This window comes from Albimonas sp., assembly GCF_055129145.1.
Map to the genome: position 1 here is coordinate 1 of NZ_JBSRTQ010000024.1, position 21,501 is coordinate 21,501.

The 21,501-nt window shown below is 69.1% G+C and carries 12 protein-coding genes, 1 tRNA gene and 4 pseudogenes; 5 read left to right on the top strand and 12 right to left on the bottom strand.

The window, feature by feature from the left end; genetic code table 11:
• Positions 1-682 (bottom strand): annotated as a pseudogene (locus ACTB72_RS06270) (DDE-type integrase/transposase/recombinase); the annotation flags it as partial.
• A 167-nt stretch (positions 683-849) separates the two neighbouring features.
• Between ACTB72_RS06270 and ACTB72_RS06275 the strand changes: the two are divergent.
• Positions 850-2,040: pseudogene (locus tag ACTB72_RS06275) on the top strand (IS256 family transposase).
• On the opposite strand, the gene ACTB72_RS06280 reads toward ACTB72_RS06275, so the two are convergent.
• Both ACTB72_RS06280 and ACTB72_RS06285 read right to left on the bottom strand, forming a co-directional pair.
• Positions 2,041-2,472 carry a nuclease-related domain-containing protein gene (locus ACTB72_RS06280; protein ID WP_463036134.1) on the bottom strand — a complete coding sequence of 144 codons (432 nt, stop codon included), beginning with the start codon at positions 2,470-2,472 and terminating at the stop codon, positions 2,041-2,043.
• 100 nt (positions 2,473-2,572) lie between these two features.
• Positions 2,573-3,409 (bottom strand): protein NO VEIN domain-containing protein, encoded by an 837-nt coding sequence (locus ACTB72_RS06285; RefSeq protein WP_463036135.1) that lies wholly within the window; start codon positions 3,407-3,409, stop codon positions 2,573-2,575.
• 936 nt (positions 3,410-4,345) lie between these two features.
• Here ACTB72_RS06285 and ACTB72_RS06290 point away from each other — a divergent pair.
• A complete protein-coding gene (locus ACTB72_RS06290; RefSeq protein ID WP_463036136.1) occupies positions 4,346-10,237 on the top strand; it encodes a choice-of-anchor I family protein in 5,892 nt (1,963 codons plus the stop codon).
• Between the two features lie 513 nt (positions 10,238-10,750).
• On the opposite strand, the pseudogene ACTB72_RS06295 reads toward ACTB72_RS06290, so the two are convergent.
• Positions 10,751-10,909, bottom strand: a pseudogene (locus tag ACTB72_RS06295) (IS5/IS1182 family transposase); the annotation flags it as partial.
• On the opposite strand from ACTB72_RS06295, the gene ACTB72_RS06300 reads away from it, so the two are divergent.
• Positions 10,908-11,165 carry a hypothetical protein gene (locus ACTB72_RS06300; protein ID WP_463036137.1) on the top strand — a complete coding sequence of 86 codons (258 nt, stop codon included), beginning with the start codon at positions 10,908-10,910 and terminating at the stop codon, positions 11,163-11,165. The pseudogene ACTB72_RS06295 and the gene ACTB72_RS06300 overlap by 2 nt on opposite strands.
• 27 nt (positions 11,166-11,192) lie before the next feature.
• Here the strand turns inward: ACTB72_RS06300 and ACTB72_RS06305 are convergent, their stop codons facing one another.
• Together ACTB72_RS06305 and ACTB72_RS06310 are read right to left on the bottom strand one after the other, a co-directional pair.
• Positions 11,193-11,378: a hypothetical protein gene (locus ACTB72_RS06305; RefSeq protein ID WP_463036138.1), complete on the bottom strand. Its 186-nt coding sequence runs from the start codon at positions 11,376-11,378 to the stop codon at positions 11,193-11,195.
• 230 nt (positions 11,379-11,608) lie between these two features.
• Positions 11,609-11,929, bottom strand: coding sequence for a TonB-dependent receptor domain-containing protein (locus tag ACTB72_RS06310; RefSeq protein ID WP_463036139.1), 321 nt, complete (start codon positions 11,927-11,929; stop codon positions 11,609-11,611).
• Positions 11,930-11,959: 30 nt separating this feature from the next.
• On the opposite strand from ACTB72_RS06310, the gene ACTB72_RS06315 reads away from it, so the two are divergent.
• Positions 11,960-12,727 carry a FecCD family ABC transporter permease gene (locus ACTB72_RS06315; RefSeq protein ID WP_463036140.1) on the top strand — a complete coding sequence of 256 codons (768 nt, stop codon included), beginning with the start codon at positions 11,960-11,962 and terminating at the stop codon, positions 12,725-12,727.
• Between the two features lie 29 nt (positions 12,728-12,756).
• Here ACTB72_RS06315 and ACTB72_RS06320 read toward each other — a convergent pair whose 3' ends face one another.
• Together ACTB72_RS06320 and ACTB72_RS06325 are read right to left on the bottom strand one after the other, a co-directional pair.
• Complete coding sequence (locus tag ACTB72_RS06320) at positions 12,757-13,341, bottom strand: alpha/beta hydrolase (protein ID WP_463036141.1); 585 nt, start codon at positions 13,339-13,341, stop codon at positions 12,757-12,759.
• 449 nt (positions 13,342-13,790) lie between these two features.
• Positions 13,791-15,002 carry an MFS transporter gene (locus ACTB72_RS06325; protein ID WP_463036157.1) on the bottom strand — a complete coding sequence of 404 codons (1,212 nt, stop codon included), beginning with the start codon at positions 15,000-15,002 and terminating at the stop codon, positions 13,791-13,793.
• 545 nt (positions 15,003-15,547) lie between these two features.
• Here ACTB72_RS06325 and ACTB72_RS06330 point away from each other — a divergent pair.
• Positions 15,548-15,748 (top strand): annotated as a pseudogene (locus ACTB72_RS06330) (transposase); the annotation flags it as partial.
• Positions 15,749-16,115: 367 nt separating this feature from the next.
• Here the strand turns inward: ACTB72_RS06330 and ACTB72_RS06335 are convergent.
• The 4 genes from ACTB72_RS06335 to ACTB72_RS06350 all read right to left on the bottom strand — a co-directional run bounded on the left by ACTB72_RS06335 (position 16,116) and on the right by ACTB72_RS06350 (position 21,290).
• On the bottom strand, positions 16,116-16,730 hold the full coding sequence (locus tag ACTB72_RS06335; RefSeq protein ID WP_463036142.1) for a hypothetical protein: 615 nt from the start codon (positions 16,728-16,730) through the stop codon (positions 16,116-16,118).
• A gap of 64 nt (positions 16,731-16,794) precedes the next feature.
• Positions 16,795-16,884 (bottom strand) — tRNA-Ser (locus ACTB72_RS06340).
• A gap of 166 nt (positions 16,885-17,050) precedes the next feature.
• On the bottom strand, positions 17,051-18,646 hold the full coding sequence (locus tag ACTB72_RS06345; protein WP_463036143.1) for a GMC family oxidoreductase: 1,596 nt from the start codon (positions 18,644-18,646) through the stop codon (positions 17,051-17,053).
• 154 nt (positions 18,647-18,800) lie between these two features.
• Positions 18,801-21,290, bottom strand: a complete 2,490-nt coding sequence (locus ACTB72_RS06350) for a heavy metal translocating P-type ATPase (protein ID WP_463036144.1) — start codon at positions 21,288-21,290, stop codon at positions 18,801-18,803.
• Between the last annotated feature and the right edge of the window lie 211 nt (positions 21,291-21,501).

Consider the following 21,501-nt stretch of genomic DNA (forward strand, 5'->3'; position numbering starts at 1 on the left):
GTCCAGGTCGCGGGAGATGAACTCGCTGCCGTTATCGACCCGGATCGTCCGGGGATAGCCGAGGCGGCCGCACACGCGTTCCAGCGTCTGCACCACGTCCTCGCCGCGATATGCGAAGCGCGGATCGACCGCCGGACAGAGCCGCGAATGGGTGTCCACGACCGTCAGGACCCGCAACTTCCGGCCCGTGGCGAGCTGGTCATGCACGAAGTCCATCGCCCAGACGTCGTTCGGCCCAACCGCTTGCTGGCGATCCTCGCGCAGCTTGGCCTTTACCCTGCGCTTCGGGCGCTTGTTGCGGAGCTGAAGCCCCAACTCATTGCAAATCCTGCGGGTCTTCTTCATGTTCACCCTCCAGCCCTCGCGCCGCAACAGCACATGCACCCGGCGGTAGCCGTAGCGCACGCGCGTCTCGCAGATCTCCCTGATCCGGCGTTCCAGTCCGGCCTGCCCGGTGCGACGCGACTTGCAGTGGTAGCTGGACGTGTCGAAATCCAGAATCCGGCATCCCCGCCGGATCGACACGCCCCAGTCCACAAGAAGTCCGTCGACCAGCTCCCGCAAACGGGCAGGCCTCAGAGCTTTCGGCGAATGACGTCCTGGAGCATCTCCCGGTCCAGCGTGAGGTCCGCGACGATCTTCTTCAGCCGCGACCGGCGTACTTCTTGCGCCAGTTGAAGTAGGCAGTGTCCCGAGGGGTGGTGTAGGAGGCCGCGCGCGGAGCCCCCGGCGTAGCGCAGCGCGCGGCCGCGGGTGACGCTGGCGGTCATCGCCGATCTTCGGAGAAGGTTCGGGTTGCGAGACCTGGAACCGACAACGGAGATGACGATGACCGATGACCGATGACCGATGACAGAATCGGCGCTGATCGAACTGGTTGAGAAGCATGCGGACGGCGACCTCGTACGCGAGATGCTGGCGTTCGCGGCCGAGCGGATCATGGAAGCCGAAGTTGAGGCGCGGACCGGCGCGGCCAAGGGCGCACGAACGCCGATGCGGGAGGTCCAGCGCAACGGCTACCGCGACCGAGATTGGGATCCCCGGGCCGGGCGGATAACGCTGGAGATCCCGAAGCTGCGCAAGGGCAGCTACTTTCCCAGTTTCCTTGAGCCGCGAAGGACGGCCGAGAAGGCCTTGGTCGCCGTGATCCAGGAAGCCTACGTCCACGGCGTCTCGACGCGCTCGGTCGATGATCTGGTCAAGGCGATGGGCGCGGGCGGCATGTCCAAGAGCCAGGTCAGCCGCCTCTGCGCCGAGATCGACGAGCGGGTGAACGCCTTCCTCTCCCGGCCTCTGGAGGGGGCATGGCCCTATCTCTGGCTGGATGCGACATACCTCAAGGTCCGGGAAGGCGGGCGCATCATCAGCAAGGCCGTGATAATCGCGGTGGCGGTCAACGAGGACGGCAAGCGTGAGGTTCTGGGCGTCGCCACCGGCTCATCCGAAGCCGAGACCTTCTGGACCGAGTTCCTGCGGTCCTTGGCCGGCCGAGGCCTGCGTGGCGTGAAACTGGTGGTCGCCGACGACCACAAGGGCCTGCGGGCGGCCGCGCGCCGGGTCTTCAACGCCACCCATCAGCGGTGCCGCATTCACTGAATGAGGAACGCCCTGGCCCACGCGCCGGCCAAACAGCGCACCGCGGTCGCAGCGATGCTGAAGACGATCTTTGCGCAAGAGACCAAGGCCGAGGCCGAAGCACAGTGGGAGATCGTGGCCGACGCCCTGCGGGAGAAGCAGCCCAAGCTCGGCGCCTTGATGGACAGCTCCCGCGACGACGTGCTGGCCTACATGACCTTCCCCCGCGAGCACTGGACCCAGATCGCCTCGACGAACCCGCTCGAAAGGGTGAACCGCGAGGTGAAGCGGCGCGCCGATGTCATCGGCATCTTTCCGAACGACGAGGCCATCATACGCCTTGTTGGCGCGCTGATGCTGGAGGCCAACGACGAATGGGCTGTCGCGCGGCGGTACATGAGTCTTGAAACCCTCGCCCGCGTCATCGACCATCCCAACATCAGGCTGCCCGCCGTGGCTGCATGATCAAGCCCTGACCTCTCCGAGGGTCGGCGCTCCTACACCACGTCGTGGGACACTATCGCGTCCATCCTTGCGCGTCCAAAGTTCGATATGGTGTTGACTAATACGCTTAGGGAAATATTCCATAGCGTCGAGGCTCCAGTCTTTGACCTCAAAGACTGCAATTCCGATATTCGGATGCATTAGAACAAAATCTGGGCGCAAGCCATTGAGATGTGGCTGAACGTAGATTTCCCATTTTGAGTCAAGTTGCTGATGAAAAAGGTTAAATACCATTCTTTCACCCTGCGTCAACTGCTGGCGCAGGTTCGACAACTCCTCCAATGGAGGTTCGATCAACCGCTGATGGGGTGCAGACATAGCCTCGAAAATTCGGTCGCCAGGTGCCAGTGTGCCAAGTCCGAGAGGCGGCTTGGAAATCGGAAGCTCAGACAATCTACACGCCCCCCCATAGACCCATAATCGCAAGGGCATGATGAATTTGGTTTGCCTTGGGCGGAATCGGCGCAACGCACAACGCCTGTTCGACTGAGCTTCAGTGAAAGCTCGCCTGAAACGTCGTCGCCGTCAGCGAGACATGCGCGTCCAGCGGCGGATGCAGCTCGAACGCCTTCGGCTCGCGTGAGAAATTCCAGAGCCGGAACAGACGCCAATCCGACCGGCGCTCCTCGGCTGCGGAAAGCTCGTTGCGGGTGATGTGGAAGGGCGTGCGCTCCCATCCGTTCGTCGTCTTAACCTCGATCAGCCGCGGGAGCCCGTCCGGGGCGAAACTCGCGATGTCGTAGCCCGCGCCATCGCCATCCTCCTCCGACACCCAGCGCACCTTGCGCGCCAGATCGTCCCGTCCTGCCGTCCGCAATGCCGCCCGTTCATGCGCGAGAACGCATTCCTCGCCAGCGCGGCCGAGGGCCCGGTTGCGCTCGTCCCGACCCGCCACGTCGAACTTGCGGGCGATGTGCAGCATCTGGTCCAGCTCCTGCGGAGGCGGCTGGTTCGACAGCGTCGGCGGCGGCCCGATCCAGATCTGGGCCGGTTCGCGTAGGCCCGCGGCGGGTTGCAGCCCAGGTTGGCGCCCGAGCCAGGCCGGGTTCAGCGCCAGCCACCGCGCCACGGCATCCACCAAGGTCATCTGAAAATTGAACGCGGGCTTGTAGCCGGGGATCAAGTCCTCTCCGAGCCCCTTCAGCACCGCGCTGATGTTCTGGTGCTTGAACTCGACGGACCCCTCGGACCGGTCTTTCAGCAGCGGCAGCAGCGCGCGGCGATGCTCGGCCTTGCTGTAGCGGCGCGCCGAGATGTCGTCGGCCAGCATCGCGAAGTAATCCGCGACGATCAGGTCGTTCTCTTCATCCGTCCAGGGACCATTCGACATTGCGCCAGGCTATGGGCACGAAGTCTGTTTGTCATCAGAGACTTCCGGCAGAGTCCTGCCTCGCTTCGGACGCTTCCGCCGGACTTGGGGATCGGCCGCCACGGAGCCGTCCTTCTGACCGCCCTGCGCTTTCGTGTCGGTCTCCGTCACCGGAATATTTCGCGAACGGGGCGAACCCATGAACGCGGCAACCCATTGGAGATGCGAGGATGTTTCGCGCCGTCCCGTGGCCGTCAAGGGGCGCTCGAAGAGAGACACGGGCCATTCGGAGACCCATTCTGCGTCGAGCGACCAGTCTCCGGAAGGCGGATGGCCCAGCCAACGCCCTTTGAAACAAAAAGAAAAAAGGCCCCAATCGGGGCCTTGGACGGTTTCAGCATTTGAATGTGGCGAGGGGACGGGCCTGACGTCGAACCTTCTCCGGCCCCTAAGCCTTTGAAGATTATAAATTCTATAACGTAGGTCCCACGGGTGGGCCCAGCTGTCACGATAAGGCGATCCCGGACGCCCCCCCGCGGCTCGGCCGAAGCCGGACTTCAATGCCGCCTGCCAGACCCGCGCGTCAGGCGCCAGCACGATGAAGGTGGCGCGGACGTTCAATCCGGCTCTGCAGCGGCAGAAACGAGTGGGTCGGGCCTGCACGCGGCTCCCCCGCTCCGCCTCGGTGGTCGACACGCTTCGGGCTCGGAGCGATCGAGGGGGGGCCGGTCGCGTTCCAACGCGGGCGCGCCGCAGCGCCCCTGACGCCGGAAACCGTCGCTTACCCGTCGCAAATTCTCCCCATAAACTTCATCCATACACGAAGATCGGACAGTTCCCACCTGTTAACCATCCCCTCGGTCAAGGCGCTGAGAGGCGCCCCGATGCCGTCCTGCGCGCCTGCGCCAGCCATGCCGCGGCTTCAGCCGAAGCTGCGTGTCCGAGGAGAGGCCTTCCGTGTTCACGCTTCAGATTCTTCACGCATCGGATCTCGAAGGCGGCATCGACGCCATCGAGAACGCCCCCAATTTCGCCGCCGTGGTCGAGGCGCTCCAAGCCGACGCCGAGGCCGGTTCGATCGCCTCGATCCTGCTGTCGGCCGGCGACAACTTCATTCCCGGCCCGTTTTTCAACGCCGGCGGCGACGTTTCGACCACGCCCGCGCTGGAAGGTTTCTACAACGCCCTCTTCGGCCTGATCGACGTCTCGGTCCTCGCCGCCTCGGCCGACGCGAACGGCGACGGCTTCTTCGACAATGACGAGATCGACGCGGCGCTCGCCGCCGATGCCGGCCTCTCGGCCGCCGACGTCTACGTGATCGACGTGAACGGCGACGGCTTCCCCGATTTCTTCGACGAGATCGACAACCAGGAAGGCCGCATCGACATCGCCATCATGAACGCGCTGGGCTTCGACGCCTCGGCGCTGGGCAACCACGAGTTCGACGGCGGCGCCGACTTCCTCGAGAACATCATCAATTACGATGCGGAAGAGGGCAATTCGCTGTCTTCCACCGGCCTCGCGCAGATCCTGGCGGCCTTCCCCGGCCATGTGAACTTCCTGCAGGAAGTCGACACCCCCGGCGCGCAGTTCCCGTATCTCTCGGCGAACCTCGACTTCTCGGCCGACGGCGATCTCGGGTCGCTGTTCACCGCCGCGATCCTGGCCAACACCGACTTCGCCTCCGATCTCGCCTCCGCGCGCGAGGATCTGGCCGACCCGACCGTGACCGGTTCGGATTCGAATGACGCCAAGATCGCCCGCGCCACGGTGATCGAGCGCGATGGCGAGCGCATCGGCGTCGTCGGCGCCACCACCCAGCTGATCGAGACGATCAGCTCGGTCGGCGACGTGTCCGAGACCACCTCCCCCGGCTTCAACGACATGGCGGCGCTCGCCGCGGCCATCCAGCCGCAGATCGACGCGTTGATCGCCGATGGGGTCAACAAGATCGTGCTGGTCTCGCATCTTCAGCAGCTGTCGCTGGAGACCGAGCTCGCCGGCCTGCTGTCGGGCATCGACGTGATCGTCGCCGGCGGTTCCGACACCCTGCTCGCCGACGAGACCGACGTGCTGCGCGACGGCGACGAGGCGGCGGACGGCTATCCGCGCCAGGAGGTCAACGCCGACGGCGACCCGGTGCTGATCGTGTCGACCGACGGCGAATATTCCTATGTCGGCCGCCTGGTGGTGACCTTCGACGACGACGGCGTGGTGATGCTCGACGCGCTCGACCCCGCCGTCAGCGGCGCCTACGCCACCGATGCGGCGGGCGTTGATGCGGTGGGCGGCGACGTGACCGCCGGCGCCGCCGCGGACGTGGCCGCGCTGACCGAGGTGGTCACCGGCATCGTGACCGTGCGCGACGGCGACATCCTCGGCGAGACCGAGGTGTTTCTCAACGGCGACCGCGCGTCGGTGCGCACCGAGCAGACCAATCTCGGCGACCTGACCGCCGACGCGAATCTCGCCGCCGCGCGGGCCATCGACAGCTCCATCGTCATCTCGATCAAGAACGGCGGCGGCATCCGCGCCTCCATCGGCGACGCGGGCGACGGGACGGACGAGCCGGGCGCCACGGCCGCCAACCCGTTGTCCGGCAAGGCGGAAGGCCAGATCTCCCAGCTCGACGCCGAGAACGCGCTGCGCTTCAACAACTCGCTCGCCACCGTCCACATCACCCCGGCCGAGCTGAAGATCGTGCTGGAGCACGCGGTCGCCGCGACCGAGGCCGACGCGACGCCCGGCCAGTTCCCCCAGATCGGCGGCTTCGCCTTCTCTTTCGACCCGACCGGGACCGCGCAGGTGCTGGGCGCGAACGGCGTGCCCACCACGGCCGGCGAGCGCATCGTCAACGTCGCCCTGATCGACGCGACCGGCGCGCCGACCGTCTGGCTGATCCGCGACGGCGAGGTGGCGGCGGATGCGCCCGCGAGCCTCGGCGTGGTGACGCTGGGCTTCCTCGCGACCGGGGGCGACGGCTACCCCTTCGCGGCCTTCTCCGAGGCGACCGAGCTGGGCATCGCCGAACTCGACGCCTTCCGCGACTATCTCGGGGCCGAATTCCCCGAAGGCGGCGAAGACGACTTCGCCATCGAGGACACCCCGGTCTTCGCCGACACCCGGATCATCAACCTCGCCGAGCAGCCCGACGCGCTGGTCGACGCCCCCGCGCCGACGGAGGAATTCTTCCTGTCGCGTCGCTGGCAGTACCAGCACGAGAGCGACCCGGAGAACGAGGACAGCCCCGAGGCCGCGTCCGAGGTCGTGTCGCATGACAACGGCACGCTGGTCGTCACCAACGGCAACCTGAACCGCATCGACGTGCTGCGCGCCTCCAACGGCACGCTGAAGGGGTCCATCGACCTCACCGCGCTGCCGGGCTTCGACGGCGTGCAGTCGGTCGCGATCAAGAACGGCCTGATCGCCGCCGCCATCTCCCGCGACGTGACCGAGATCAGCGTGTTCGGCGAGACGCAGGACGCGTCCCAGCCCGGCTTCGTGGCGATCTTCGACGCCGAGACGCTTGCGCTCATCTCCACCGTCGACGTGGGCAACCTGCCCGACATGGTGACCTTCACCGCCGACGGGAACACGATCCTGGTCGCGGGCGAGGGCGAGTTCAATGAGGACACCGACAGCGCCGACAACCCGCTCGGCACCATCGGCATCATCGACGTGACCGACCCGGCCGCGCCGTCGGCCCGCGTGCTCGACTTCACCGCCTTCGACGGGGCCGAGGACGCCGCGCGCGCCGCGGGCGTGCGCGTCTCCGACGGTCTGAGCCTGTCGCAGGACCTGGAGCCGGAATACATCTCCATCGCGCCCGACGGGACCACGGCCTATGTCTCGCTGCAGGAGAACAACGCCATCGGCGTCATCGATCTGGAGCGCAACCTGCTCGTCGACATCATTCCGCTCGGCCTCAAGGACCATTCGGTCGCCGGCGCGGGGCTCGACACCGACGACAACGGCGTCGCCGAGATCCGGCTGGTCGACAACCTGGTCGGCATGTACATGCCCGACGCCATCGTGTCCTTCGAGGTGGACGGCAAGACCTACATCGCCACCGCCAACGAGGGCGACGGCCGCGGCTTCGACGAGGCCCGCGTCGGCTCGCTCGCCGAAGACGGCCTGATCGACCCCGACGTCGACATCGCGGGGCTGGAGCGGCTGACCGTCTCGACCGTCGACGGCGACACCGACGGCGACGGCGACATCGACGTGCTGCACGCGTTCGGCGCGCGGTCCTTCACCATCTTCGACGACGAAGGCGAAGTGGTCTTCGACTCCGGTTCGATGATGGAGGAGTTCCTCGCCGCCAACTACCCCGAGCGGTTCAACGACGACAACGGCGAGGACGGCGAGAACCGCTCCGACGCCAAGGGCCCCGAGCCCGAGGCGATCGAGGTCGGTCAGGCCTACGGCCGCACCTTCGTCTTCGTCGGGCTGGAGCGTGACTCGGGCATCTTCGTCTTCGACGCCACCGACCCGGCCAACGCCGTGATGGTCGACTACATGCCGGGCTTCGGCAACGGCGACCGCTCGCCCGAGGTGATCGAGTTCATCTCGGCGGAGGACTCGGCCTCCGGCTTCGCCCAGATCGCGGCATCCTATGAGATTTCGGGCACCACGTCGGTGTTCGACATCCTGCCGGCCGAGCCGACGATCATGCAGATCCAGGGCCGCGGCCATGTCTCGGCCTATGCCGGGCGCACGGTCACGACCTCGGGCGTGGTCACCGCGGTCGACGACAACGGCTTCTACCTCCAGGACCCGGACGGCGACGGCGACGACGCGACCTCGGACGCGGTCTTCGTCTTCACCGGCGGCGCGCCGATGGTGGCGGCGGGCGACGCGATCGCCATCACCGCGGCCGTGTCGGAATACATCCCCGGCGGCGCCGCCAGCGGCAATCTCTCGGTCACCCAGCTTTCGGGCGCGTCGATCGAGGTGCTGTCCTCGGGCAACGCGCTGCCGGCGGCGACCATCCTCGGGGCCAACGGCCGGGCGATCCCGACCGAGGCCATCGTGTCGGACGCCGACGAAGGCGTGAACCATCAGGAGAACGCCGGCGACTTCGACCCGGAGAACGACGGGCTCGACTTCTACGAAAGCGTCGAGGGGATGCGCGTCACGATCGAGGGCGGCGCGGTGATCGCGCCCACCAACCGCTTCGACGAGACCTGGGTGGTCGCCGACGGCGGCGCCGGGACCACGCCGGGCCTGACCTCGCGCGGGACGCTCGCGATCAATGCCGACGCCGACGGCTACGGCGACCTCAACCCCGAGCGCATCCAGCTGCAATATGACAGCGGCCTGCTGCCGGAGGGCTTCGAAGCCCCGACGCTCCAGACCGGCGACGTGCTGGGCGACGTGACCGGCGTGGTGGGCTACGAGTTCGGCAACTACCAGATCGGAGTCACCGAGGCCTTCGAGGTCGCGGCCGCCTCGACCAACGAGGCCGAGGTCACCCGCCTGCACGGCACGTCGAGCAAGCTGACCGTGGCCACCTACAACGTGCTCAACCTCACCGCGGCCGAGGCCGACGAGGATGCGGCGCAGATGGCGGCCATCGCCGGCCAGATCGCCGGGGCGCTCGGCGGACCCGACATCGTCGCCCTGCAGGAGATCCAGGACGACACGGGCGAGACCGACGACGGCGTGACCTCGGCCGAGGCCACGCTGCAGGCGCTGGTCGACGCCATCGAGGCCGCGGGCGGGCCCCGCTACAGCTTCGTCTCGGCCGAGGTGGTCGACGGGGCCGACGGCGGCGTGCCGGGCGGCAACATCCGCAACGCGTTCCTCTACAACGCCGACCGGGTGGAGCTGACCGAGGCGGAGACGCTGGACGAGGCCGCCTTCGCCGCGCGCGGGGTCGATGCGACGGGCGTGTTCGACGAGACGCGCAAGCCGCTGCTGGGCCGGTTCGAGTTCGCGGGGGAAGAGATCACGCTGATCAACAACCACTTCTCCTCGCGCTCCGGCTCCGACCCGATCTTCGGCGGTCCGCAGCCCTTCGAGCAGGGGGGCGAGGCGGCCCGCGCCGCCCAGGCCGCCGCGGTCAACGCCGTGGTCGACGCGATCCTCGCCGAGGACGCGGGCGCCCGCGTGGCGGTTACCGGCGACCTCAACACCTTCGAGTTCGTCGACGAGATCGTGGAGGATCTTCAGGGCGTCGGGGCCGAACAGGCGCTCACCGATCTCGCGTCGCTGTCGCGCTCGGACGACCGCTACTCCTACATCTTCGACGGCAACGCCCAGGTGCTCGACCACATCCTCGCCTCCGACAGTCTGCTCGCCGGGGCCAGGGTCGACTACGTGCACGTCAACACCGACTTCGCCGAGGGCGCTTCGGACCATGACCCGGTGCTGGCGCAGTTCTCGTTCAACCCCGGCGAGCGCGTCGGCGGGACGCTGGCGGGCGAAAGGCTCGTCGGCGGCGCGGCCGACGATCTGATCCTCGGCCGGCTTGGCGCCGACGTCGTGAGGGGCGGCGCCGGCGACGACGATCTGCGCGGCAACTACGGCCGTGACGAATTGCGCGGCGGGGCCGGCGAGGACTGGCTGGAAGGCGGCTTCAACACCGACAAGCTCTGGGGCGGCGCCGATGCCGACACCTTCGTGCTGGTCAAGGGCCGGGGCGTCGACCGGATCTACGACTTCGACGTGACCGAGGACACGATCCTGATCGCGGGCTTCGGCGAGGACGTGTCCTTCGACGACCTCTCGATCACCGACCGCCCGTTCCTCGGCCGCGCGGTGATCGAGGTCGATGGCGAGCGCCTCGCTTCGGTGGTGATCGAGGACGCCGCGACGCTGACCGAGGACGTGTTCGCGTTCCTCTGATCGGGCCTCTGATCGGGCCTCTGAACAGGCTTTCGATCAGGGCGCCGCCATCTGCGATGCGGGCCGGGGCGAATACGCCCCGGCCCGCACGTGCGCTCGGCGGATCCAACCGATCCGGCGTTTCCGTCCGACCTTTCCGGTCCGGCGCGATTTGCAATCGCCGATGGCGCGATGAAGCGGCATGGCCTCGCAGCTTCGCCGGATCGAAACGCCCCGATCTCCGAACAGGGTTCCGGCGTGCTTCCCGCGCCAGCTGAGGAAGATCGCCTGAATAGCGCGTCCGGAATTCGCAGTGGCGCGAGGGCGCCCGTTCCATTCCCGGCGAGCGCCGTCGTGACGGGAGACTCGCGCGCCTGGCGATCCGGTCTGCGGAGAAAGGAGGCTCGAGCGACCCTGTGGCGCGCGGCCGGAGAGGTATTCCACCTACTGACGGCGGTGCGCTTTTTCGGGGAGGACGACCTCGTGCGAAACCAGATCTCGAAACCGGGCGGAGAGCCAGTGAAGAACCTGTCTCTAGGCTGTGTCGACGAAGTCGCTGATCCACAGACGGATATAGGTGATCTGGACGAAGCCGAGGTAGCTGGCCGCCGTCTTGTCGTAGCGGGTTGCGACGCGTCGGGCGTTCTTGAGGCGGTTGAAGCATCGCTCGATGCGGTTGCGCAGGGCGTAGATGACCCAGGTTTCCGGGTCCGAGATCGACCGCTTCGTCGACGATCTCGTCGAGCCGGCGGTCGAGGCTGCAGCGAACCCGAACCTTGGACCGCCCGGTTCTGCAAATCCCGGGCGTCGTCATGACGGCTGGCCGGAAGCGCCGCCGACGTCGATGAACGATATCGGGACCTTGCGCCTGATCACGCTGCAAGGTCTCACCTCGTTGCGGGCGCGTCGCCAATCGTCCGGCTTTCGCGGGCGCCGGCAAGGCTCATGAATTAGGGGGCGTTCATACATGCCGCCCTCAGCGTGCCGTCGAAGCCTCGATGAACCTGTTTTCGGTGAGCTTCCCGGGGCGTGAGACCTCCAGGGTCATGTCATGGGCGCAAGCCCCCGGGTCCAGGTCGCAGGACACGAGCTCGCGGCGCAGATCGACGCGGATGGCTGTCGGGAGGCCGAACGCGGCGCAGACGCGCTTCCAGCGCGCCATCCCATCCTCATAGCAGTTGCTGAGCCTCGGATCGCGCAGGGCGTCAGATGGGGCGTGTTCTCGGGACGCCGTTTCCGGGATTTGGGTCGCCCGCCCCGCCCCCCGCCTTCCGGACGTCGCCGCCGGACCGCGATGCCGCCGGCGCCCTTTGCGAGGGCGCCGGCGGGCAAGCCTCAGAACGCGCGGCTGAGGCTGAGCGAGGCGCCCAGCCCTTCGCCCTGCACGCAGCCCTAGCCGTCGTAGCAGACGCCGGAATAGTCCTCGTCGAACAGGCTGTTGACCATCAGCGACACCGCGCAGGCCCCCGCCTCGTAGCGGATCGCCATGTCGGTCAGGGTATGCGCCGGGGTGCGGCGGCCCTTGTCCTGGGTGGAGAAGGACGCCGACACGTAGCGCACGCCGGCGCCGACCGAGAGGCCATCGATCAGATCCGAGGCGTCGTATTCCAGCCAGACCGAAGCCGTGTGATCGGGCGCGAAAGCCGCCTCGTTGCCGATCTGCGACGCATCGGACGACGAGACGATCTCGGTGTCCAGATTGGCGTAGGCCAACGTGCCCTGCCAACGCTCGGCGAGCCTGCCATGGGCCTCGAACTCCCCCCGCGCGCGGAGATCGGGCCGGCCGACCTCCTCTCCGATCCCGGCGCGCTTGCGGGGCGGGGGTTTCGAACCCTCTGCGGGGCTATGGTCGGCGCGGGGCTGGCGACGTCGGGGCTGCTGCAGGGGCTGACCCGCAATCCGCTGGCCGATCCGGGGATCACCGGGATCAACGCCGGCGCGGCGCTGGGCACGTTGGGGCTGCTGTTCGCCCTGCCCCAGGCCGGCGGCGGACCGCAGCTGGTCGCCGCGGCGGCGGGGGCCGGCGCGGCCGGCGCCGGTCTGGGGACGCTGGCCGGCGTGGCAGGCGGCGGCCTGCGCCTGCGCCTGCCGCTGGCGGGTCTCGCCATCGAGGCGCTGTGCCTGTCGCTGGTCTCCGGCCTGGCGCTGAGCGACGCGACCTTGCAGAGCCGTCACCTGCACTGGCTGGCGGGCGCGCTGCCCATGGCGCCGCTGCATGAAGGCCCAGCGCTGGCGGCGGCGCCGTCCCTTATCGCACTGCCGCGGCTTGAGCTCTTGTCGCTCGGCGCCGACCGCAGCGCCAGCTTCGGCCGCGATCCGCGGGTCACCGCCTGGATGACGTTCGCGCTGGTCACCGCCTTGAGCGGGGCGGCGGTCACGGCGGCGGGCCCGATCTCGTTTCTCGGCCTGATCGCACCGTTCCTCGCGCGCCGGATCGCGGGCGAGAACCTGCGCCGCGCCGGCTCATCTGCGTCCCCGGGGGCGCGGCGATCCTGCTGCTGGCCGACGTGATCGGCCGGGTCGCCCTGCGCCCCGGTGGTTTACCCGCGGGAGTGATCCGCGCCTGCGCGCGGCAGCGGCCGCCACACCCCGAATGCCAGTTGCAACGCCCGGTTCACCGCCCCCGGCAGAACCGACATATGGGTCTCGCCCGCGTAGGTCTCATAGGTGACCTCGACGCCCGGATGGGCGGCGAGCGCGTCGGCGAAGTCCTGCGCGGCCCCGACGGTGCGGGTGACGAGGGCCTGGGCGCGGCGCGTCTCGGCCTCCGCCCCCGCCTTCTGGAAGGGCGGATAGCCGCGGCCCGGCGGCGGTCCGAAATCCCAGGACCGCCGGAAGGCGTCGTAGGGTCCGTCGGTCGGGCCGCCGATGCCGATCAGCACGCCCCAGCCGAGGTTGGTCCCGGCAGGCCAGAACGCCTGCGCCCGCATGGCGTCCACCGCGGTGGCGATGACCGCGTTGCCGTCCGTCAGAACCAGGCCCGGCCAGCCGCGCTCGGGCGCGGGACCGGCAGGAGCGTAGAGGAAAAAGCGGCGGATGGCGCCGGTCTCACGGTCGGGCGGATCATGGATCTGGATGCCGCCAGGACTGTGAAAGGCGGGCGCGGGGGGGCTCGGTTCGGACAAGGGTCACCTGATCGGAGGCAGACGGGGAGCGGCTGGCGGCCGGACGCGAGGCCGGGCACGATCTGGCAGGGGCCTGTCTAGCATCGTCGGCCCGCACGACAAGCGTCGGAGGAGGGCGCGGCGACCTGCCGGACGGCCTTCCACGCTGAACCCGTCGCCTCGGGTGGGGCTCGGATCCAGCCGGATCTTGAGCCGCAAGCCGAGGCTTCAGCTCGCGCCTCCTCGCCGCTCCCGCAAGTTCCGCAGGTTTGGCAGGCCCCACCGCCCTTCTCGCCGGGTGCGCATGCCTCGCGCGTTCAGCGCGCCGCGATGCCACGAAGGCTCACCGCGCCCTCAGCCCGGATCGCCTCCATCACGGCCTTGAGTTCGCGGGCCAAGTCGTCGGCGTCGGCGGCGGCGCCACAGGACCAGCCGGGCGCGGCGGGCTCGCAGATCCTGGCCGCGCGCCTTCAGACCTGCCGCGCCACGACCTCCGGCGGCATCCGGCCGCGCAGAAAGATGGCGGCCATGATCGCGATGTTCAGCAGATTCCAGACGATCCCGTTGATGAACGCCAGCCGATAGGACCCTGTCAGGTCGTAGATCACCCCTGACATCCAGCCGCCGAGCGCCATGCCGAGGATCGTCGACATGATCACGAAGCCGATCCGCCCGGCGGCGTCGCGGGCCGGCAGGTACTCGCGCACGATCAGCGCGTAGCTCGGCACGATTCCCCCCTGGCTCAGCCCGAAGACCAGCGACACCACGTAGAGCGAGGCCAGCCCGTCGAAGGGCAGGTAGAGCACGAGCGCCAGCGCCTGCAGGACGGACCCGAGCAGCAGCGTCCTCACCCCGCCGATCCGGTCGGCGATCAGCCCGGAGGCCAGCCGGCTGAAGATCCCCGCCGCCAGCATCGCCGCCAGCATCTCGGCCCCCACCGCGACGCCGTAGCCGAGGTCGGCGCAGTAGGCGACGATGTGGACCTGCGGCATGGACATCGCGACGCAGCAGCCGATCCCCGCCAGGCCAAGGAGCAGCATCAGGGCGCGTGGAGACAGGCCGCTTTCCCGCAGCGGGGGCTCAGCCTCTCCATTCGCCCCGCCCGCCGCCGCCGGTCCCCGTCGAAGCGCCAGCGCCAGGGCGGGCAGCGCCACGAGGCAGACCGCGGCGACGAGCAGATAGGCGTCCCGCCAGCCCTCCGCCTCCAGCGTCCCGCGCAACGCGAGCGGCCATACCGCCCCTGCGAGGTAGTTGCCGCTCGCCGCCACGGCCACGGCGATCCCGCGCCGCTTTCGAAACCAGTGCGATATGTCGGCGATAAGCGGCCCGAAACCGGCTGACGAGGCCGCCCCGATCACCGTCTGCACCAACGCGAAGACGACGATCCCTGACGACGATGCGGCCATGGCGAAGGCTGCGGCCAGCGCCAGCCCCGCCCCGGCGAGCACCACGGCCAGTCCGAACCGGTCCACCAGACGTCCGAGCCCGAAGTTGCCCGCCGCGAACCCCAGCATCGTCGCCGTGTAGGCGAGCGCCGCGTCGCCGCGACCGATCCCGAACTCCGCCTGCACCGCCGGCAGCACCAGGATCACCGACCACATGCCCACGCTCGCGATCGTGGCCGCGACCACCGCCAGCGCCAGCCGCCGCCAGGCGCGCGGCCCGTCGATCCCCCGGTTCATCTCGAACGTCGTCGCCACGCGGGCCCCCTGCACGCCTTCGCCGTCCCGAGCAGCCGGCGACCGAAACTAGCGGGCCCGATCGAGCCACGCCAGCGGCCTCCGTGATGTTCGTCTTGCCGGCTGCCGCGGCCGCTTGAATTGATCGGAGAGCGGCGGGATCCGGTCAGCCGCGCCACCTTCAATCATCGGACCAAAATGACCACCTCCGCCATGCGCCCCCACCCCCACTCCCATCCTTCCAAGCCCATGCCCGACATTACCGTGGTCGACGCCATCATGGGGTCGGGAAAGACGACCTGGATGATGAAGAAACTCGAAGACGAGGTCACGCGCGCCAAAGGCCGGCGGTTTCTCGGCGAGGACGACGCGACGCGCTACATCTACGTCGCCCCTCTGCTGAAAGAGGTGGAGCGGGTCATCCAGTCATGCACGACCATCGGGTTCCGCCAACCGCTCCAGCTCGGCTGCCGCAAGGCCGCTGACCCTGCCCCCGCGGATGCCCCCGAATTTGGGTTAGGCTGTTCTCCTGAGAAGGAGAGACGCAGATGCGCAAGAGCCGTTTCAGCGACGAGCAGATCATCGCGATCGTGAGAGAGCATGCAGCGGGCCTGGGCACGGCGGAGCTGTGCCGCAAGCACGGGATCAGCGACGCGACGTTCTACAAATGGCGATCGCGTTACGGCGGCATGGAGCCGAGCGACGCGAAGCGGCTGAGGACGCTGGAGGATGAGAACGGGCGGCTGAAGGTCCGAAGGGACCGTGGCCGCAGTGCGGCCGCGTAAGCCCGCAGGACGCTGGCGGAATCGGTGATGGACGTCTCGACGCTGCGCGAGATGCTCGGAAAAAACTTCTGACGCCTGGTTCAAGGGTGAGGCGGATCAGCGAGCCTTCCAGTGGAAGGATCGCCCGCCGAACGCCGTGAGCTGGGCGATGACTGAGAAGCGCTATTCGCAGCGGCGCGCCTGCGCCCTGGTCGGGCTCGCGCCGAAGACCTTCCGATACGTGTCGAGCAGACCTGACGACGCCACCCTGCGCGGCCGCCTGAAGGCGCTGGCCGACGAACGCAGACGCTTCGGCTGCCGCCGCCTGCACATCCTGCTGCGGCGCGAGGGCCTAGGCGTGAACCACAGCCGGAGGGGACCGTGGCCCCGGTGGGGCCGCGTAGGCCACTGCCGTCTTCACGTCCCGCACCGTCGCCGGCTTGAGAGCCGCGAAACCCCACCTCGAAGCGTCCTCGCCCCGCTCGAACAGGTATTTCGGAAGGGCTTGGCTGATCGGAGTCTCCGACCGCACCGCGACGGCCTTGAACGTCTCCAGCTCTTCGTCGGTGGCCTTCCGCTTGCTGGCACGGCCGAACTTCTCGGCTTCGACGATGTCTTCCAGAATGGCCTGCGGATCTATCTCGTAGGGGTCACCGGCCGCGCTGGCCGCGTGCTCCTCGAGGACCGATCGCCAACGCTCCGCCATGTCCAGAGTGAAGGTGGAAGACCCGTGGGCGGCCTCCTCGAGCTCCCGTATCATGCCGAGCAGCTTGTCGCGCATCGACATGGCCTCGCGCTTCCTGCGGGTGCCGAGGCCTTTCTTGATTTCGCCGCCGAATGGTTTGCCGGTCCATGGGATCTGGGTCCCCGCAAGAAGGTCCGGCGTCTCCATCCGGAAGACCCAGCCTTGGCCCCGCGGTTGCATCAGGTAGCTCATGTCGTCATCACCGCCGTCCTTGTGGTACAAGACGGACCTCAGCGGCGATGCACTCATCCCGAATTTCTCTTGCTTATCAATAGCGTAAGGGTATTGGCGGAGAGACAGGGATTCGAACCCTGGGAGGGGTCGCCCCCTCAACGGTTTTCGAGACCGCCCCGTTCGACCACTCCGGCACCTCTCCATGATCCCGTGGTCGGATCGCCGGCACGTCTAGCCGCGTGCAGGAGCGGATGCAAGAGGGTCCGGACGGGTTGCGCGCATCCGTCCGCGCATCGGGCGGGAGGGGCGCGGGGAGGCGCGGTCCGGCGGCTCCCTCCCGACGCCCGGAAGCGCCGGGAGGGCCGCGTTCAGGCGGCGCGTCCGGCGCGGCGGTCGGCCTTGAGGCGGTCGGCCAGCCATTCCCCGATCATCACGCAGGTCATGTGGGTGTTCGCCCGGCAATCCATCGGCATGATCGAGGCGTCGGCCACCCGCAGCCCCGGCACGCCCTTCACCGAGAGATCCGGGTTCACCACCCCCTCGCGGTCGTTCCAGGCGCTCATCCGGCAGGTCCCTGCGGCATGCTGGATGTCGCCCACCTGCATCAGGATCAGCGCGTCGAGCTCCGCATCCGGCAGCGCGGCGGCGGCGGCGAGGTCGAGCCCCGACTCGGCCAGCGTGAAGCGCTCGGCGATGTCGCCGAGACCGGGCTCGCGCGAAAGCGCCAGCACCCGGCGCACGCCGTCGCGCATCCGGACCATGTCGCGGGGATCCGACAGCATGTTCTCCTCGATCCGCGGGTCATCCTCGACCCGGGCCGAGGTCAGCGTCACCTCGCCTCGCGAGAATGCGTCATAGAGGCCGATGCCGATCGCGCCCTGCCCGTTCGGCGCGTCGGTCCCGTCGATCTTGCGATGGTTGAAGCCGATCAGGATCATGTCGCGGATCCCGCCTTCGCCGAGGCCGGACGAATAGGTGACGCAGCAATTGGTGTGCCGCGCGTCCGGGTCGACGACGGCGTGCTCGGGCTTCAGCGTGACGCCGACGCGCAGCATCGGGTGATCCATGAAATTGCGCCCGACGCCCGGCATTTCGCGCTGCACCGCGATGCCATGTTCGCGCAGATGCATGCTGGGCCCGAGGCCGGAGCGCATGAGGATCGCGGGCGAATGCACGGCGCCGGCGCAGAGCACGATCTCGCGGCCCTGGAAGGTCCGCGCCTCGCCGGCCACCCGCGCCACGACGCCGGTGGCGCGGCCGTCGGTCAGCTCGACCCGGTCGGCCAGCGCGTCGCCGACGATGGTCAGGTTGGCGCGGCCGCGGGCGGGCTCGAGATAGCCGTCATTGGTGGTGATCCGCTTCAGGGCGCGGGAGTTGATCGGGTAGCAGGACACGCCCTCCCCCGACGGCGCGTTGAGGTCGGGGTTCCACGGATACCCGCCCGAGAGCCCCGCGTCGCGCAGCCCCTTGTCGACCGGCCCCCACGTCTCCTGCGGGGCGCGGTAGATCGGGATCGGGCCGCCCTGCCCGTGGTGGTTGACGCCCGCCATCTCCGGATCGTCCTCCATCCGCGCGAAGAGCGGCAGGACGTCGGCGGCGGACCAACCCTCGCAGCCCGCCGCTTCCCAGGCGTCGAAGGCCGCGCCGACGCCCCAGATGGCGATCTGGGCGTTGACCAGCGAGCTGCCGCCGAGGCCGCGCCCGCGCCAGTAATGCCGCGGCTGCTGGACCGCGGTGCGCCGGCTCCACACGCCCGGCCACTGCCACGCCGCCTGATGGGCGGGCTGGTACATGAAGGGGAAGATGTTGGCCGAGCGCGCGGCGTCGGGCGCTTCGGCCGCGCGCCAGTCGGCGCCGGCCTCCAGAAGCAGCACGCGGCAGGCGGGATCCTCGGACAGGCGCCCGGCCAGCGCGGCGCCGGCGGACCCGGCTCCGACGACGATCACATCGTAGACGTCGCTCATGAATGCAGTTCCCTTTCGCATGGCTGGGGCTCCGGTCAGGGCGAGGGGGACCGATGAGCCTGCGAACGATCAGAGCGCAGGCGCGGCCCCGGCGCAGCGCGGCGAAGCGGCGCGCCGGGGACTGGGGTCGCGGCCAAGCCCGGGGCGAGGGACGCTACAGCTTCGCCCCCCGCAGGCGCAGCGCGTTGCCGATCACCGAGACTGACGAGAGGCTCATCGCCGCCGCGGCCACCACCGGCGACAGCAGCAGGCCGAAGACCGGGTAGAGGATGCCCGCCGCCAGCGGCACGCCCGCGGCGTTGTAGACGAAGGCGAAGAACAGGTTCTGGCGGATGTTCGACATCGTCGCCTCGGCCAGCCTTCGCGCGCGGACCACGCCGCCGAGATCGCCCTTCACCAAGGTCACCCCGGCGCTTTCCATCGCGACGTCGGCGCCGGTGCCCATGGCGATGCCCACATCGGCCGCGGCCAGCGCAGGGGCGTCGTTCACCCCGTCGCCGGCCATGGCGACCGAGAGGCCCTCGCCCTGCAACCGCTCGACCAGCGCGTGCTTGTCCTCGGGGCTGACGCCGGCATGGACTTCGTCGATGCCCAGTTCCCTGGCCACCGCCTGCGCGGTCGCCTCGGCGTCTCCCGTAGCCATCACGATGCGCAGGCCGGAGGCGTGCAGGGCGCGGATCGCGTCCGGCGTCGTCTCCTTGATCCGGTCGGCCACCGCGATCAGCCCGGCGGGGCGGCCGTCGACGGAGACGAACATCGCGGTGCGGCCCTGCTCCTGCAGCGCCCGGGCGCGCTCGGCCAGCGCCCCCATCTCCACCCCCAGATCCGCCATCAGCGCCGCATTGCCCAGCGCCACGGCGCGGCCGTCCACCGTGCCCTTCACGCCCTTGCCGGTCACCGCCTCGAACGCCGAGGCGTCGGCCTTCGGCGCGTCGCGCTCCGTGGCGCCCGAGACGATGGCCTCGGCCAGCGGATGCTCGGAGCCGCGCTCCAGCGCGGCGGCGAGGGACAGAAGCTCGGCCTCGGTCACGCCCTCGGCCGGTTCGGCCTCGGTCAGGGTCGGGCGGCCCTCGGTCAGCGTGCCGGTCTTGTCGACGATCAGCACGTCCACCCCAGCCAGCCGCTCCAGCGCCTCGGCGTCGCGGATCAGGACGCCGGCCTGGGCGCCCCGGCCGGTGGCGACCATGATCGACATGGGCGTGGCGAGCCCCAGCGCGCAGGGGCAGGCGATGATCAGCACCGAGACCGCCGCGACGAAGGCGTAGGACAGCGCCGGCGCCGGTCCCAGCGCCACCCACAGCACGAAGGCCAGCACGGCCGAGCCGACCACGGCGGGCACGAAATACCCCGCCACCCTGTCCGCCGCCGCCTGGATCGGCGCGCGCGACCGCTGGGCCTTCGCCACCATCGCCACGATGCGGTTGAGCGTGGCGTCCTCGCCCACCGCCCCCGCCCGCATCAGGAACGACCCGGTCTTGTTGAGCGTGCCGCCGGTCACCGCCTCGCCCGTCGTCTTCTCCACCGGCACGGGCTCGCCGGTGATCATGCTTTCGTCGACGGAGGACCGGCCCTCCGTCACCTCGCCATCGACGGGCACCGCCTCGCCGGGGCGCACGCGCAGCACGTCGCCGGTGCGGAGCGCGTCGAGGGGGACATCCTCGTCCTCCCCGTCGGTCACGCGGCGCGCGGTCTTGGGGGCGAGGTCCAGCAGCGCGCGGATCGCGTCGCCGGTGCGTTCGCGGGCCGCGAGCTCCATCACCTGGCCGAGCATGACCAGCACCAGGATCACCGCCGCCGCCTCGAAATAGACCGGGGCCATGCCCATGTCGTCGCGCATCGCGGCCGGATAGAGGCCCGGGGCCAGCAGAGAGACGACCGAAAAGACGTAGGACGCCCCGGTGCCCAGCGCGATCAGGGTCCACATGTTGGGCGAGCGGTTGACCACCGACGCCCAGCCGCGCCGGAAGAAGGTCCGGCAGATCCAGAGGACCGGGGTCGCCAGCGCGAACTGCACCCAGCCGAAGACGCGATGCCCGATCCAGTCGGCGAAGGGCACGCCGACATGGCTGCCCATCTCCAGCACGAAGATGAGGGCGGCGAGCGGGGCTGCGATCATCAGCCGGCGGCGGAAATCGAGATATTCGGGGTTGGGTCCGGCATCGGCCGATGGGGTCGTAGGCTCCAGCGCCATGCCGCATTTGGGGCAGTCGCCGGGCTGATCCTCGACGATCTCGGGATGCATCGGACAGGTGTATTCGGTCCCCTCGGGCGCCGCGGGCGCTTGGTGGTCGGCGAGATATCGGTCGGGGTCGGCCTCGAACTTGGCCTGGCAGCCGGCGGAGCAGAAGTAGAACCGCCCGCCCGCGTGCTTGGCCATATGGGCGGCGGAGGCGCGGTCGACCGCCATCCCGCACACCGGATCCCTGGCGGAGAGATAGGCGGCGGGATCGCTCCGGAATTTCTCGCGGCAGCCGTTCGAGCAGAAATGGAAGGTCCGCCCCTCATGCGAGGCGGTCGGCTTGCCGGCGGCGGGATCGGGGTCGACGGTCATGCCGCAGACCGGGTCCCGGACGATGGCGGCGGCGGACGAGCGGTCGGTCGGGACGTCGGGTTCGGCGTCGTGCGCGGGGGCATGGGCGCTCATGGCGAACCTCCGGAATGCGTGCGGCAGGGCGATGTCGTCGGACTTCGGGTTGACAGATGGGGCTTCCGGTTGCTGGAAGGTCAAGGGCCGCGGCGCGCCGCCGCCCCGATTTCGCCGGGCCCCGCCGAACGAGCGCCCGCCCCCTATCGCTCCGCTTGCGGATCAAACCGCTGGCCGGCGCGGATGATGCGGTTCATACTTTTTGCGAACA

Bases quoted from the DNA above. Each gene is read 5' to 3' on its own strand.
- ACTB72_RS06350 (WP_463036144.1), bottom strand. From the start codon at position 21,290: ATGAGCGCCCATGCCCCCGCGCACGACGCCGAACCCGACGTCCCGACC.
- ACTB72_RS06315 (WP_463036140.1), top strand. From the start codon at position 11,960: ATGGGCCTCGAACTCCCCCCGCGCGCGGAGATCGGGCCGGCCGACCTC.
- ACTB72_RS06285 (WP_463036135.1), bottom strand. From the start codon at position 3,409: ATGTCGAATGGTCCCTGGACGGATGAAGAGAACGACCTGATCGTCGCG.
- ACTB72_RS06305 (WP_463036138.1), bottom strand. From the start codon at position 11,378: ATGGCGCGCTGGAAGCGCGTCTGCGCCGCGTTCGGCCTCCCGACAGCC.
- ACTB72_RS06300 (WP_463036137.1), top strand. From the start codon at position 10,908: ATGACCCAGGTTTCCGGGTCCGAGATCGACCGCTTCGTCGACGATCTC.
- ACTB72_RS06325 (WP_463036157.1), bottom strand. From the start codon at position 15,002: ATGAACCGGGGGATCGACGGGCCGCGCGCCTGGCGGCGGCTGGCGCTG.
- ACTB72_RS06345 (WP_463036143.1), bottom strand. From the start codon at position 18,646: ATGAGCGACGTCTACGATGTGATCGTCGTCGGAGCCGGGTCCGCCGGC.